Source organism: Brucella sp. H1_1004, assembly GCF_047308065.1.
Lineage (GTDB): Bacteria > Pseudomonadota > Alphaproteobacteria > Rhizobiales > Rhizobiaceae > Brucella > Brucella pseudogrignonensis_B.
In genome coordinates this window covers 919,824-934,208 of the sequence record NZ_JAYKZA010000002.1, presented here as the reverse complement: position 1 = coordinate 934,208, position 14,385 = coordinate 919,824, and the positions used below count along the sequence as shown (strand labels likewise).

Here is a 14,385-nt window from a genome sequence, read left to right as displayed (position 1 = left end):
TGCTTTCAAATTATGACTTACGCGCTTCTTTAATTGCGTCGATCAGATTCTGCTCCTTCATCACGCCGCCGTAAAGCCGGGTGCCGATAACGAAGGACGGTGTTCCACTGAAATTGAAAGCTTCGCCCTGCTCCATGTTTCGGGCAAGAATCCCGTCGATCCGGGCCGCATCAGCCTTATATTCGGCTTCAAGTTTTTGGGGATCAAGGCCAGCCTTTTTCAAAGCCGCATCGGTCTGATCTTTTGTCAGGCGTCCCGGCGTCTGCATCATGGCTTCCATAGCCTTGACGTAATTTCCCGACTTTTCTGCTGCCAGCACCAGACGTGCCGGATAGGCCGAATTGTCACCAAAAATGATCCAGTCTTTCAACACCAGACGCACATTGCCGTCTTTCTCGACAACGCGCATCAGTTCAGCATGGCCCTTTTTGCAATAAGGGCACTGATAATCGAAATACTCAACAATTGTCACATCGCCTTTCGGATTACCGAGTACCGGGATTTCCGTATCATAAAGGACTTCCGCGACGCTCGGCGCGCGCTGAGCGAAGCTCGCGCCGCCAGAAAATGCAAGTGTTGCGGCTCCGGCTACGGTTGTAGCGAGCATCTGGCGGCGGTTCATCATTAGCTTTCTCCTTGACCGGATTGAGACTTGCTCAGGACAACAACGCGGCTTCCGGGGGAAACACGCTTATGCAGATCGAGAATGTCCTGATTGAAAAGACGAATACAGCCCGACGAAGCGGCCTTGCCGATTGACCAGGGTTCGTTGGTGCCGTGAATGCGATAAAGCGTGTCCTTGCCGTCGCGATAAAGATAAAGCGCACGCGCACCAAGCGGATTGCGAATGCCGCCTTCCAGACCATTGGCGTATTTTGCGTAATGATCAGGATTGCGCTTGATCATGTTCTGCGTTGGAGTCCAGCGTGGCCATTGCGCCTTATAGGCAACCTGTGCCTCGCCGCTGAAGGTCAGACCAGCACGGCCCACGCCAACGGAATAGCGCATGGCCTTGCCACCGGGCTGCACAAGATAAAGATAGCGTTTATAGGGGTCGACAATGATCGTGCCGACCGGATGGCTGGTCGGGTAATCGACCTGTTTGCGCAGATTGCGTTCGGCAATTTTACTCAGATCAAGTGCTGCAATGTGATTGCCGCCGTCGGTAACAGCACCATACATCACTTCATATTCGCTTTTTGCCGTCTGAACTTCCGGCTCTGGCAAGACAGGTGCAACCACCGCTGGCTCCGGTGCCATGACCACGGGTTCGGGCATGTTAACAACAACAGGCCTGTCCTGGGTTGTCGAGCAGGCCGCAACTGCAAATGGCAGAAGGCTGATAAAAACCAGCCGCACCAGAGACCGTGCCGCCTTTTCTTTTTGATAATGTGTCGTCAATTTCCCCAACCCTACTTTGCCCAAGCCGTATTGAATTCAGAGCGCGCCCTGGTTCTGTGTGGTATTCAGAAGCCCAATAGAACGCTCAATTGTTGCTGACGAAACATCGCCAACCAATCGTGTACCTTCAGGTTCTTCGCTGGCATTGTTGAAGAAAATCATGGTCGGTGGACCTGCCACTTTGAGCTTCGCCATCAGATCGGCATTGCCCGCGTTAAGATCTGAGACATCCGCTTTGATGAGCTGATATCCACCAAGCGCTTTCTTCACGCCTGCATCCGGCAACACGCGCCGCTCCACAGCGGAGCAACTCACGCACCAGTCTGCCGTGAAATAGACCAGCGTCGGCTTATCGCCGTGCGCCGCGTCCAGCTTTTCCTGAAGGGCAGAAACCGTTTCAACCGGCGCGAATCGCAACGCGGCGGAATTATGGTTAACATCACGATTAGCGAATGCTGCCAGCGGTTGCAACGGATCGCGACCGCCGGACGCAACACCAACCATCAGAATGACGCCATAGACAAACGCAGCCGTTCCAAACGTGCGGGCGACAAGGTTGCGATGCGGGATTTTGAGAAAAGCAAAACTTGCCAGCCCGAATAGCAGCAAGGCCCATAAGACCATATCCACACCCGATGGCAACAAAGGTGATGCCATGAAAATGGCGGTGGCGAGGAAACCAAAGCCAAACACCTGTTTGACGGCTTCCATCCATGCGCCCGCCCGCGGCAGAGTGCCAGCCCCCAATGTTGCAAAAGCAATCAATGGCAGACCTTTGCCGATGCCGAGCGCAAACAACGCACTGGCTCCGAGTGCAACATTGGCCGTCTGTGCAATATAAAGCAACGCACCAGCCAAAGGTGCGGTCACGCATGGCCCGACAATCAGAACCGAAGAAAAGCCGAGGATTGCAGCCGAGCGCTTGGAGCCGGTGCGCTTATTTCCAGTGCCTTTGCCGGTTTTAGCCGAAATCGTACTGACCCAGGCGGATGGGAGCTGTAGCTGGAACAGGCCGAACATAGAAAGCGCAAGCAATGTGAAGATGCCAGCCAATGCAAGCGCCATCCATTTGGATTGCAGCACCATCTGCAAATTCTGGCCCGACCAGCCAGCAATTGCACCGACCACAGCAAACCCAAGCGCGAGGCTGAAAACATATATACTGGAAAGGACAAAGCCGCGTCGGGCGTTCAGTTTTTCACCTTCCCGGGCCAATGTTCCCGCAACAATCGGATAGATTGGAAACACACATGGCGTAAAAGCCAAGAGCACACCGAAAGCAAGGAAGGCCGCAATCACCAGTGCGGAGCCGCCCTGATCGCGAAGATTGTCGATCATGCCTTTCTCGGGGGCAAGCACGAAAGCTTTGCTCTGGGCCATTGGCGCAGATGCCGCCGTAAATAAAGAACCATCCGTAAAGGCTTTGCCCATCTGAGAGCTGATCGCGAGCGTTACCGGATCAATGGTCCGGGTTTCAGGACGATAGCAGATACCGTCTTCCTGACATCCCTGATAGGTCAGCTCAATAGGTTCGTCACCCAGCGCAACACTGGCACTCGTGCGTGTGTAATAGACTTCGAGCCGTCCGAAATTCGGATCATCTTTCGCGATGCCCGGCTGCGTATCAACGGCGAGCGCCGCGCCTTTGGCATCTTTTGCTTCGATATGATCGCGATAGAGATAATAACCATCTGCAATCTGCCAGTTCAGCAGAAGCCGGTTTTCGCTATCCTTCGCAACACTTAAACGAAAGGCATCATCGACCGGCAGCGGGTTTGCAGCCAGCGCAGGGGAGAGGACGACTAAAATAAAAGCGACGAGTATCGCGAGAAAGCGCATTTGGATAATCTGATTCTCGAAAATGAATTAGGTTGTTAAAAGCAAATGCTGTTGTCACCTTAAGGCAGCCTTAAGCTGACAAAGCAAGAAGCCGCTTACAGATGAAACAAGGCGGAAACAGGAAGACATATGCGCATTCTGGTGGTTGAAGACGATGCAATCCTGCTTGACGGGCTCTCCGTGGGCCTGGGATTGGCCGGATTCACCGTGGACGCTGTCGCAAACTGCGGCGATGCCGAAGCCGCCCTTTCAACCCAGAATTACAACGCTGTTGTGCTCGATCTGATGCTGCCGGATGGTTCCGGTCTAGACATCCTGAAAGCCATGCGTCAGGCGCGAGATGATACGCCCGTTCTGCTGCTGACTGCACGCGATCAAGTGCCGGAACGCATCGCGGGACTTGATGCCGGGGCTGATGATTATGTCGGCAAGCCGTTTGATCTGCATGAACTTGCGGCGCGCGTTCGTGCCATTGCCCGACGTGGCAACGGGCGTGCCAGTGCCACGCTTGAATGGCAGGGTGTGGCGCTTGATCCGGCTGAAATGTCGGTATTGTTGAGGGGTGAGCCCCTCCGCCTCACCCGTCGCGAGTTTTCAATATTGCGCAGCTTGATGGAGCGTCCGACGGCAACTGTTTCCAAGGCTTCGCTTGAAGAAGCGCTCTATGGCTGGCAGGAAGAAGTCGAAAGCAACGCGGTCGAGGTGCATATTCATCACTTGCGGTCCAAGCTTGGCTCAAGCTTCATTGAGACCGTGCGTGGTGTCGGCTACAGGCTCGGCGGAGCACAGACATGAATTCCATTCGCAGCCGCCTGACGGGCATATTGATCGGCGTCACCTGTCTCGTCTGGGTGTTTGCTGTTATCTGGATTCACCTGAGTACTGAATCCAAACTGGAAAAAGTACTGGATGCACGACTGATGGAAGCAGCCCGTATGGTCAACTCTATGTTGACCGAACGACGGGTTGCCATGGGACCCGACGGCAATGGCGGGCAACTCTCTCTCAAGCCTTTGCCCGATTTCCCACTCTATGACCGACAGCTTTTCTGTCAGATATGGGCGATTGACGGTCGGCTGGTGGGGCGGTCTGAAAGTGCTCCGGGCGTTCGGCTGACCAATGTTGCCAATGGCTTTTCAGATACGGTTGTTGCGGGTGATCGCTGGCGGGTTTTTGCGGTTGAGAACACGCAGCTCGGTTTGCGTGTCATGGTGGCCGACAGTCTTTCTGTGCGTGAGCGGCTTGTGCAAAATGTGGTGACGGGAGTGGTACTGCCCGCGCTGTTACTGCTGCCGATTCTCGCAATCCTGATCTGGCTTTGCGTGCGACGGGGGCTTAATCCGTTAAGCAATCTTGCGGGCACATTATCAAAACGCGATGCGCGGGATTTGCGACCACTTTCGGAAGAGAAGTTACCCTCCGAAATCAGCCCCGTGGTTTCGGCTTTGAATGATCTGTTCCATCGCGTTGAAGAGGCGCGCGAGCGTGAGCGCAATTTCGCAATTTTTGCCGCACATGAACTCAAGACCCCGCTTGCTGGCCTCAAAACACAGGCGCAAATCGCCGAAGGCGCCAAAGACGACGCCATGCGCATGCATGCAGTCCGCCATATTGCTGCAGGTGTTGATCGGACGAGCCGCCTGGTCAACCAGTTGCTCGATCTGGCAGCGCTCGAGACCGGCGACGAGATCGAACCACCCGTACCGGAGCCTGCGTGCCAGCTGCTTGTCTCGATTACGACTGACATGCGCATGCTTGCAGCCCATCGGGGCGTCAAGATCGAACTGCCCGACAACCTGCCACTTGTCACGATGCACTATCCGCATCTCTTCACGCTTGCCATGCGCAATCTGATCGAAAATGCCGTCAACCATTCGCCTGAGGGCGGATCCGTGCGGTGCAGCCTGGAACAGACGGACGATCAGCTTGTGTTTACAGTGGAGGATGATGGCCCCGGCATTCCGCCTGAAGAAATGGCGCATGTGACCGAGCGCTTTTATCGCGGCGCAAACAGAAGCAAAAACGGCAGCGGACTGGGGCTGGCGATCGTCAAAATGGCTGCAACCCGCATGGGCGGTGAAGTCGCCCTTCAGAACCGCCCGGAAGGCGGCTTGCGGGCCATGGTCATTATCCCCGCACAGGCCGCAATTTAACCCCTAGATCTTGCGGGTTGACGGAAAATGCGCTGGCTGTAATATGCAATTGCAAACTATTTGCAATTAAGGTCAATATAATTTACGGTATTTCAGACATAACTTTTCAGCAAGCAAGCCGAGACTGTCCATGCTTCTCAACCCTTATGTCGGGCCACAAGCCCCACAGCTCTTGTCAAAATCTACTCCCCGTTCTGGCAAGCAGCAGGCATTGGCAGTCAAAGCAACTTTAAGGCGGGTCGGGTTACGCCCGACCCGTCAGCGTATTGCACTCGGTTCTATGCTTTTTACAAACAAGCACCGGCACGTGACACCAGATATGTTGAACGTGGAAGCACTATTGCTTGGCGAAAAACTATCGGTTGCGACCGTTTACAACACGCTCAATCAGTTTGCAGATGCGGGCCTGATCCGCAAAATCTGCATTCATGGTGAGCGCACCTATTTCGACACCGATACCGGAGATCATGCGCATTTTTATATTGCGGATCAGGAGCAGATTATCGATATCGCACACGGCGACATTGGGGTTGGTCCACTGCCTGCGCCACCCGAAGGTTATAGGATCGGCAAAGTGGATATTCTGATCCATTTAGAACACATCTGATTCAGAACCCGTTTCATACTTTTCTGGACGTGCTCTCGTGGCAGAAACTGAACAGCACTAATTTCCCCAAACTCCCAATTCGTCGCAGGCCCGATTAGCGGTGTTTGATTTAGATCAATGACGCTCCCGCACAAAGAGCCGATAGAGACCCTATCGCTATAGTTGTCTTTTTGGGGACAGCTTCTGACTTTGCTGCGAGGGGATTACATGAACTACGCCGCTGGAACAGTCCTGTCTGGTCTGGGAGCACTTTTTGCTGTGCTTCTGGCCGGACTTTCTCATGATGAGTTGTTCAGAATCCATATGTGGATTCTGTTCGCCGTACTCGCCATTTTCACCATTCTGCTGATGCGCAATGCAGATTACAGCCTCAAGTCCAAGAAAGTCGATCAGTCAACATATATGGACGGGCCAATCCGCTACGGCGTTATTGCGACCGTGTTTTGGGGTGTCGTTGGCTTTCTGGTCGGTGTGTTGATCGCAGCACAGCTCGCCTTTCCGGATTTGAACTTTGAGCCATATCTCAACTTCGGTCGCCTGCGCCCCTTGCACACATCGGGCGTTGTGTTTGCATTTGGCGGCAACATCCTGCTTGCATCAAGCTTTTACGTCGTGCAGCGCACGTGCCGCGCACGCCTGTTTGGCGGCGATCTCGCATGGTTCGTGTTCTGGGGCTACAACCTCTTCATCGTGATGGCTGCGACCGGCTATCTGCTCGGCATTACGCAGTCGCGCGAATATGCTGAACCGGAATGGTATGTCGACATCTGGCTGACAATCGTCTGGGTCGCTTATCTGGCTGTTTTCCTTGGCACTGTGCTCAAGCGCAAAGAACCACACATCTATGTGGCAAACTGGTTCTATCTGTCATTCATCATCACAATCGCCATGTTGCACATCGTCAACAATCTGGCGATCCCGGTTTCCTTCCTTGGCGTGAAGAGCTATTCGGCTTTCGCAGGCGTTCAGGATGCTGTGACGCAGTGGTGGTATGGTCATAACGCTGTGGCGTTCTTCCTGACCGTGCCCTTCCTCGCCATGATGTATTATTTCGTGCCAAAGCAGGCGAACCGCCCGATCTATTCGTATCGTCTGTCAATCGTGCACTTCTGGTCGATCATCTTCCTCTACATCTGGGCTGGTCCGCACCACCTGCATTATACGGCTGTTCCCGATTGGGCGCAGACGCTCGGCATGGTGTTCTCGATTATGCTCTGGATGCCTTCTTGGGGTGGCATGATCAACGGTCTGATGACGCTCTCGGGCGCCTGGGACAAGGTTCGTACCGATCCGATCATCCGTCTGATGGTTGCTGCAATCGCCTTCTACGGCATGGCAACCTTTGAAGGTCCGATGCTGTCGATCAAGGCTGTTAACTCGCTCTCGCACTATACCGACTGGACCATTGGTCACGTTCATGCCGGTGCGCTTGGCTGGAACGGCATGATCACCTTTGCTGCGGTCTATTATCTGACACCGAAGCTTTGGAACCGCGAACGCCTCTATTCAATCCGCATGGTCAACTGGCACTTCTGGCTCGCAACCCTCGGCATCGTGCTCTACGCCGCCGCCATGTGGGTTGCCGGTATCCAGCAGGGTCTGATGTGGCGCGAATATGACGCCCAAGGCTTCCTCGTTTACTCGTTCGTCGAAACCGTAGCTGCCATGTTCCCTTACTACGTCATCCGTACGCTGGGCGGTGTGCTCTACCTCGCCGGTGGGCTGGTTATGGCCTGGAACGTCTATCAGACCATTCGCGGAAACCTGCGCAAGGAAGCCCCTATGGGCGGTGCGCAGCCTGTGATTGACGCAACCATGCAGCCAGCAAAATAAGGAGTGTGATTGATGTCTTTTCTGAAAAACCACTCCAAACTGGAGAAAAACGCAACACTGTTGCTGATCGCCTCGCTGGCTGTTGTGACTGTGGGCGGCATCGTGGAAATCGCACCGCTGTTCTATCTCGAAAATACCATTGAGAAGGTGGAAGGGATGCGTCCCTATTCACCGCTGGAACTGGCGGGCCGCGACATCTATGTGCGTGAAGGCTGCTATCTCTGCCACAGCCAGATGATCCGTCCGTTCCGCGACGAAGTGGAGCGTTATGGTCATTACTCCCTGGCGGCGGAATCCATGTATGACCATTCGTTCCAGTGGGGCTCGAAACGCACAGGGCCAGACCTTGCGCGCGTCGGTGGTCGCTATTCGAACGAATGGCATGTGCAGCATCTGGTGCGTCCGCGTGACGTGGTGCCGGAATCGGTTATGCCGAATTACGGCTTCCTGCTGAACAACCCGCTGAAGATCAGCGACATTTCGGCCAATCTCAAAGCCAATGTTGCTGTTGGCGTGCCTTACACGCAGGAGATGGTCGATAACGCGCTTGCTGATCTGAAAGCGCAGGCCGAGCCAGACGCCGATACAACAGCCCTTCTCGAACGTTACCCCAAGGCAAAAGTTGGCGACTTTGACGGCAATCCGCAGGTCATTTCCGAGATGGACGCTCTGATCGCCTATCTCCAGATGCTCGGCACGCTCGTCGACTTCTCGACCTACGACCAGTCCCCCAAAGCACGATAAAGCGGAGTAACAGCCATGGATTACAATACCCTGCGCACTTTCGCCGATAGTTGGGGCCTGCTCGCAATGGCTCTGTTCTTTGTCTTCGTGGTGATTTTTGCTTTCCGCCCGGGAAGTAAAAAGAAAGCCGATGAAGCGAAGGAGATTCCATTCAAGGACGACAAAAATGACTGACAAAAAGATTGATGAAGTCCAGATCGATGAAGTCAGTGGCGTCGAAACCACCGGCCATGAGTGGGACGGGATCAAGGAACTCGACAATCCCATGCCGCGCTGGTGGCTGTGGACCTTCTATGCCACTATCGTCTGGGCGATTGCCTATGTGATCGCATATCCAGCCTGGCCACTGATCTCAAGCTCGACAGCAGGTCTCACCGAATGGTCGAGCCGTGGTGATTTCTGGAAAGAAAATGCCCAGATCGCCGCTGAGCGTCAGGGCATTATGGACCAGATCAATGCCAAAGACGTGCATGAGATCATCGCGGATGAAAACCTGCGCCAATATGCAATTGCAGGCGGTGCGGCAGCTTTCCGCGTCAACTGTGTGCAGTGTCATGGCACCGGCGCACAGGGCGCTCCGGGCTATCCAAACCTCAATGACGATGACTGGCTATGGGGTGGTTCGGTTGATGACATCCTGACGACCATTCGCCATGGTGTTCGCTATACAGCCGACGATGAAACCCGCGTGTCTGAAATGCCAGCCTTTGTCGATGTGCTTGAACCGGAACAGATTCGTGACGTTGCGGCCTATGTCGTCAGCCTTTCCGGCACCCCGCACAACCCGGACATGATCCCGGCTGGCAAGCAGGTTTTCGCTGAAAACTGCGCGGTCTGCCATGGCGCTGATGCCAAAGGCCTGCGGGAATTCGGCGCTCCGAACCTGACCGATGCCATCTGGTTCTATGGATCGGGCGAAGACGCCATTGCGAAGCAGGTGGCGCGTCCAAAACATGGTGTGATGCCTGCCTGGGAAGCACGCCTCGGCGACGCAACTGTCAAGCAGCTTGCCATCTTCGTCCACTCCCTGGGTGGCGGCGAATAGCAAAAGCTGCCCCCGGCAGCGGGGTCAGCGCATTGAAATAGGGTCCCGGTCTGACGGCGGAGCGGGACCTGTTCACCAGAAAATGCACAAGAACGGACGGCGAATCATCACCCCGCTCTCAATCATTGCAAATGCGACACATCCGGTAAGCCAGCTTCTGTCTTTTCGGCATCGTATTTGAGGAGCAAGGCAAATGTCAGACGATGTCGAACGGATAGACGTTCAGGCAGTCAATTCCCCCAAGACCCGGCTTCCCAAAAGCGGGAAGTCGCTTTATGCGGCACGGGTAAAGGTCTTTCCGAAGCGCGTGCACGGCAATTTCCGGCGCTTCAAATGGATCATCATGTTCATCACATTGGGGATCTATTATCTGACGCCGTTTCTGCGTTGGGATCGTGGACCTTATGCGCCCGATCAGGCTGTGCTGATTGATCTTGCCAATCGCCGTTTCTATTTTTTCTTCATCGAAATCTGGCCACAGGAATTTTATTATGTTGCAGGTCTGCTCATCATGGCGGGCCTTGGTCTGTTTCTGGTGACATCTGCGGCGGGCCGTGCGTGGTGCGGCTATACCTGTCCACAAACAGTCTGGGTCGACCTTTATCTTGTGGTGGAACGTGCCATTGAAGGCGATCGCAATGCCCGCATGAAGCTCGACAAGGCACCATGGAGCTTTGATAAAATCTGGAAGCGTGTGACCAAGCATTCGATCTGGTTGCTGATCGGAGTGCTGACGGGCGGCGCGTGGATTTTCTACTTTGCTGATGCTCCCACCCTGCTGGTCGACTTTGTCACCGGGCATGCGGCTCCGATTGCTTACATCACTGTCGCAATCCTGACAGCTACGACCTATGTTTTTGGCGGGCTGATGCGCGAGCAGGTCTGCACCTATATGTGCCCATGGCCGCGCATTCAGGCTGCGATGCTTGATGAGAACTCGCTGACTGTAACCTATAATGACTGGCGCGGCGAACCCCGCTCCCGCCATTCCAAAAAGGCCATTGCAGCCGGAGAAACGGTTGGCGATTGCGTGGATTGCAATGCCTGCGTTGCCGCCTGTCCGATGGGCATCGATATTCGCGATGGCCAGCAGCTCGAATGCATCACCTGTGCGCTGTGCATCGATGCCTGCGACAGTGTGATGGACAAGGTTGGAAAGCCACGCGGGCTGATCTCCTATGCAACGCTTGCCGATTATGATTGGAACATGGCGCTGGCCACCAACAACGGCACGGCTCCAACAAATCCGGCGCGGGTTTATGAAACACCAAACACGCTTTCGTCTGCGGTTGAACACCTGTCATGGAAAAAGATTCTGCGTCCGCGCATTCTTTTCTATTTCATTGTCTGGGCACTCATCGGCCTGACTCTCGTCATCTCGCTTTCGATGCGTCAGCGTATTGGTATCAATGTTCTGCATGACCGCACACCGCAATATGTGCTGTTGTCGGATGGTTCAATCCGCAATGGTTATACGGTCAAGCTGCTGAACATGATCCCGGTTCCGCGCACTTTCCGTCTTTCGATTGAAGGCCTGCCGGGGGCAACGCTGACCGTGCAGGATGAAAATGTCGATGCAGAAGGCAATTATGATGTGCCGGTTGAACCCGACAGACTGAAAACGCTGCGTGTTTTTGTAACCCTGCCGCAAGACGCCATTACGGAGCAGCGCTCCGACTATGAAATCGAAGTGCGGGACGCGGACGGTGCGGAACATGCACGCTACAAAGCAACCTTCATGGCGCCAGGACTAACAGGAGAGAAAAGATGATGTCTGTGAAATCAAAAACCACCAATGGCTTCACCGGCTGGCATATGCTGGGCATCATGTTCGCTTTCTTCGGTGTCATCATCGCCGTCAATATGACCATGGCCTATAAGGCGGTCAGCAGCTGGAGCGGACTTGTCGTCAAGAACACCTATGTTGCCAGTCAGGAGTTCAACGACAAGGCCGAGACCGGGAAAATACAGGCAGCCCTTGGCTGGCAGTCACAGCCCGCCTTGGAAGAAGGCATATTCTCATGGCGTCTTGCTGATCGTGATGGCAAGGCTGTTGTAATGACGGGCGGCACAGTCGAATTCAAGCGCCCTGTGGGCGATGCCCAGGACACCAAAGTGAGCCTCTCAGTCGCAGACGATGGTCTGCTGACTGCTCCGCTGACGCTTGATGACGGGGCGTGGATCATGGAAGTGAATGCTGACGCAAAGGACGATTATGGTCTTGAAGACCCCTATCGTCACATCATTCGTGTTCTGGTGAAGGACGGGAGGATTTTATGAGCTGCTGCGTTGAAAATGCACAGATAGCCACAGTCATCCAGTCTGTTTCGCCCGATGAGATGCTCGTCGCCAGTCGCAGGCTTGGTGATGGTCTGCGCCAGCTCGACCTTTCGGTTCCCGGCGTTCATTGCGGACTCTGCATCAAAACCATTGAAGAGACGCTCGGCAAAATTCCGGGCGTTTCTTTTGTTCGCGTCAATCTGACGGCCCGCCGCGTCAGCATTCGCTGGAAGGATGGCGAGACACCGCCCGATGTCGTCGACCCGCTTCGCCGCCTCGGTTATGAAGCCCATATATTCGATATGGTGCAGGACAAAGACCCGACCTTCACGCGGCTGCTGATTGCGCTTGGCGTTGCAGCCTTCGCATCTAGCAATGTGATGCTGTTGTCGGTTGCGGTCTGGTCGGGCGCGGATGCCGCGACCCGCGATATGTTCCACTGGATTTCCGGTCTGATCGCGCTGCCAACACTGATTTATTCGGGCCGTATTTTCTATGTTTCCGCGTGGAATGCCCTTCGCACACGCCGCGTCAATATGGATGTGCCGATTGCGCTCGCAATCTCGCTTGCCTTCGGCATGAGCGTTTATGAAACAATGAACCATGGCGAACACGCCTATTTCGACGCCTCTGTTTCGCTCTTGTTCTTCCTGCTGATTGGCCGTACGCTCGACTATCTGATGCGTGCACGTGCACGTTCTGCGGTGCGTGGTCTGGCGCAATTAAGCCCGCGTGGTGCGGTCGTGATCGGCGAAAATGACGAGCGCAACTATCTGCCAGTCAATGAAATCCGGCCCGGCATGCGCATTATTCTAGCCGCAGGCGAACGTGTGCCGGTTGACGCCAAGGTCGAAGATGGGCGTTCGGAACTCGATTGCGCAATTGCATCCGGCGAAAGCGACGCGGTTCCTGTTGGTCCCGGCTCGGATATTCGCGCCGGAACGATGAACCTCTCTGCGCCACTCGTCATTCGTGCGACCGCCGAAGCAAAGGATTCCTTCCTCGCTGAAATGGTGCGTCTGATGGATGTGGCCGAAGGTGGACGCGCCTATTATCGCCGCCTCGCGGATCGTGCCTCGGAACTTTACGTGCCAATGGTCCACACAATTGCCTTTGCGGCTTTTGTCGGCTGGATGATTTATACGGGCGGCGACTGGTATCGCTCGATCTATATTGCGATCTGCACGCTGATCATTACCTGCCCCTGTGCGCTGGCGCTGGCCGTACCCATCGTGCAGGTGGTGGCAGCGCGTCGTCTGTTTGAAAACGGCATCATGATCAAGGACGGCTCGGCGATGGAGCGCATGGCGGAAGTCGATACTGCCGTGTTCGACAAGACCGGCACACTGACGCTCGGTCAGCCCCGTCTGATCGATGCGGAGCGCATCAATCCAAGCCATCTTGAGATTGCATCGGAGCTGTCTCTTTATTCGCGTCATCCATTATCGCGGGCGCTGGCATTGTTTTCAGGCGCAAAGCCAATGACGCCTTTTACACGGATTGAGGAAATACCCGGCGCTGGCATTGAGGCCGAACTGAATGGCACCACCTATCGGCTCGGCAAACGCGAATGGGCCGACAGCAATAGGAATACGGCTCTTTCAGATGGCCCTGAAACCTGTCTTTCAATCAATGGAAAACTGGCAGAAACCTTCCGCTTTGAAGATCAGCCGCGCGAAGATGCAGCCGCCGCGATTGGTACGCTAAAGCGCAATGGTTTGAAGCTTGAGATTATTTCCGGCGACAAACTGCCTGCCGTTAAAAAGCTTGCAGCCTATCTTGGTGTTGATCAATATCGGGGTGAAGTTCTTCCAGCCGATAAAGCGCAGCTTGTGCAAAGCCTTACCGCAGAAGGCCGCAAGGTGCTGATGGTCGGCGACGGGTTGAATGACGCTCCTGCCCTTGTTGCAGCGCATGTTTCCATGGCACCCGCAACCGCTGCCGATATTGGCCGCAACGCCGCCGACTTCGTATTCCTGCGTGAAAGCCTTGCAGCAGTACCGCTGGCTTTTGCCGTGTCAAAAGAAGCAGGCTGGTTAATCAGCCAGAATTTTGCACTGTCCATCGGCTATAATATAATAGCTGTGCCGATTGCGATTTTCGGCTATGTCACACCACTGGTGGCAGCACTTTCCATGTCGCTGTCATCGATTGTCGTTGTGAGCAACGCCATGCGGCTTAGAGCCGGGAAGCAAAAACAGCCGGTGCAAAACAGCGTCGCACCCGCTGTCGTTCTCAAGGAAGCGCATAAATGAGCGGACTGCTTTTGCTTATTCCAATCGCGCTTGGCCTGGGTGTTCTGGGCCTTGCCGGATTTTTATGGTCGTTGAAAAACGGCCAGTATGAAGACCTCGACGGAGCCGCCAACCGCATTTTGATCGATGACGACCGCTTTCCCGCAAAGAAGGATGAATCGTTATAACAGAATCCCGGACAGGGATTCTGAGTCGTTATAACTTAACACCCCTCCCCTTTGCTTGAGC

At 54.7% G+C, this 14,385-nt stretch carries 14 protein-coding genes; 11 read left to right on the top strand and 3 right to left on the bottom strand.

Annotated features, from left to right (window positions below):
• Positions 1-10: 10 nt before the first annotated feature.
• Genes U2P60_RS11655 through dsbD form a run of 3 tightly spaced genes read right to left on the bottom strand, consistent with a single transcriptional unit; the run spans position 11 to position 3,240 of the window.
• Positions 11-625: a DsbA family protein gene (locus tag U2P60_RS11655; protein ID WP_413572761.1), complete on the bottom strand. Its 615-nt coding sequence runs from the start codon at positions 623-625 to the stop codon at positions 11-13.
• The gene (locus U2P60_RS11650; RefSeq protein ID WP_413572760.1) at positions 625-1,401 is read right to left on the bottom strand and encodes a L,D-transpeptidase; all 777 of its coding nucleotides are present in this window, start codon (positions 1,399-1,401) and stop codon (positions 625-627) included. The genes U2P60_RS11655 and U2P60_RS11650 overlap by 1 nt, the downstream gene beginning before the upstream one ends.
• Positions 1,402-1,437: 36 nt before the next feature.
• Positions 1,438-3,240: a protein-disulfide reductase DsbD gene (gene dsbD / locus U2P60_RS11645; protein WP_413572759.1), complete on the bottom strand. Its 1,803-nt coding sequence runs from the start codon at positions 3,238-3,240 to the stop codon at positions 1,438-1,440.
• Between the two features lie 129 nt (positions 3,241-3,369).
• Between dsbD and U2P60_RS11640 the strand changes: the two genes are divergently transcribed.
• The 11 genes from U2P60_RS11640 to ccoS all read left to right on the top strand — a co-directional run bounded on the left by U2P60_RS11640 (position 3,370) and on the right by ccoS (position 14,324).
• Positions 3,370-4,035, top strand: a complete 666-nt coding sequence (locus U2P60_RS11640) for a response regulator (RefSeq protein WP_313827987.1) — start codon at positions 3,370-3,372, stop codon at positions 4,033-4,035.
• Positions 4,032-5,393, top strand: coding sequence for an ATP-binding protein (locus U2P60_RS11635; protein ID WP_413572758.1), 1,362 nt, complete (start codon positions 4,032-4,034; stop codon positions 5,391-5,393). Before U2P60_RS11640 ends, U2P60_RS11635 begins: the two co-directional genes overlap by 4 nt.
• Positions 5,394-5,523: 130 nt before the next feature.
• On the top strand, positions 5,524-6,000 hold the full coding sequence (gene irrA / locus U2P60_RS11630) for an iron response transcriptional regulator IrrA (protein ID WP_413572757.1): 477 nt from the start codon (positions 5,524-5,526) through the stop codon (positions 5,998-6,000).
• A gap of 207 nt (positions 6,001-6,207) precedes the next feature.
• Complete coding sequence (gene ccoN / locus U2P60_RS11625; RefSeq protein WP_413572756.1) at positions 6,208-7,833, top strand: cytochrome-c oxidase, cbb3-type subunit I; 1,626 nt, start codon at positions 6,208-6,210, stop codon at positions 7,831-7,833.
• A 12-nt stretch (positions 7,834-7,845) separates the two neighbouring features.
• Entirely contained in the window at positions 7,846-8,577 is a 732-nt protein-coding gene (gene ccoO, locus U2P60_RS11620) for a cytochrome-c oxidase, cbb3-type subunit II (protein WP_313827983.1), read from the top strand.
• 15 nt (positions 8,578-8,592) lie between these two features.
• Entirely contained in the window at positions 8,593-8,751 is a 159-nt protein-coding gene (locus U2P60_RS11615; protein WP_140904276.1) for a cbb3-type cytochrome c oxidase subunit 3, read from the top strand.
• The gene (gene ccoP / locus U2P60_RS11610) at positions 8,744-9,622 is read left to right on the top strand and encodes a cytochrome-c oxidase, cbb3-type subunit III (RefSeq protein WP_313827982.1); all 879 of its coding nucleotides are present in this window, start codon (positions 8,744-8,746) and stop codon (positions 9,620-9,622) included. Before U2P60_RS11615 ends, ccoP begins: the two co-directional genes overlap by 8 nt.
• 193 nt (positions 9,623-9,815) lie before the next feature.
• The gene (ccoG, locus tag U2P60_RS11605) at positions 9,816-11,393 is read left to right on the top strand and encodes a cytochrome c oxidase accessory protein CcoG (protein WP_413572755.1); all 1,578 of its coding nucleotides are present in this window, start codon (positions 9,816-9,818) and stop codon (positions 11,391-11,393) included.
• Positions 11,393-11,902, top strand: coding sequence for a FixH family protein (locus U2P60_RS11600; RefSeq protein WP_313827980.1), 510 nt, complete (start codon positions 11,393-11,395; stop codon positions 11,900-11,902). Before ccoG ends, U2P60_RS11600 begins: the two co-directional genes overlap by 1 nt.
• Positions 11,899-14,157, top strand: coding sequence for a cation-translocating P-type ATPase (locus U2P60_RS11595; RefSeq protein WP_413572754.1), 2,259 nt, complete (start codon positions 11,899-11,901; stop codon positions 14,155-14,157). The genes U2P60_RS11600 and U2P60_RS11595 overlap by 4 nt, the downstream gene beginning before the upstream one ends.
• Complete coding sequence (gene ccoS, locus U2P60_RS11590; protein WP_313827978.1) at positions 14,154-14,324, top strand: cbb3-type cytochrome oxidase assembly protein CcoS; 171 nt, start codon at positions 14,154-14,156, stop codon at positions 14,322-14,324. Before U2P60_RS11595 ends, ccoS begins: the two co-directional genes overlap by 4 nt.
• The last annotated feature ends 61 nt before the right edge of the window (positions 14,325-14,385 follow it).